Source organism: Ruminococcoides bili, from assembly GCF_040093295.1.
In the GTDB taxonomy this organism is placed as follows: Bacteria; Bacillota; Clostridia; order Oscillospirales; family Acutalibacteraceae; genus Ruminococcoides; species Ruminococcoides intestinale_A.
The window spans coordinates 1-572 of record NZ_JBBNJY010000102.1 but is presented as its reverse complement, the minus strand read 5'-3'; the positions used below and the strand labels follow the sequence as shown (position 1 = coordinate 572).

At 38.6% G+C, this 572-nt stretch carries 1 protein-coding gene; it reads left to right on the top strand.

Annotated features, from left to right (window positions below; translation table 11 throughout):
- Nucleotides 1–93 precede the first annotated feature (93 nt).
- A partial coding sequence (locus AAAY30_RS11540; protein WP_499222368.1) for a transposase occupies nt 94–572 on the top strand: 479 nt, incomplete at its 3' end.

The following is a 572-nucleotide window of genomic DNA, read 5'->3' as shown; positions in this document are numbered from 1 at the left end:
AGTTATCTTGAAAGACTGGACAACTACAACAAAAGTCTAGAAATATGCGGCAAGAGAAAGAGCTATTCAAAAACTGATACGGATGCGACCTTTATGAGGATGAAAGAGGATCATATGCTCAACGGACAGCTCAAGCCGGGATACAATGTACAGATAGAAGTAGAGAGCGAATATATTGTCGGAGTAGGCTTGTTTCCTAATCCCACAGACACAACTACGCTGATACCGTTTCTAGAGAGAATACGAAAAAGCACCGGAAAGAAATACGAAAATATCATAGCAGATGCAGGATATGCAAGTGAGGAAAATTACACATATCTTGAATCGGAAGAACAAAATGCGTATATCAAGCCTGCCGATTATGAGATTAGCAAAAAGCGAAAATACAAGAATGATATTTACCGCAAAGAGAATCTCTTTTACGATGAAACAGGAGATTACTTTGTATGTCCTAATGGCAAAAAGCTGATCTTTGCTTATGATAGCAAACGCAAAAGTCAGAATGGATATGAAACAACAAGGAGAAATTACATATGTGAGAACTGTTCAGGCTGTCCGCACCGAGAAAAATG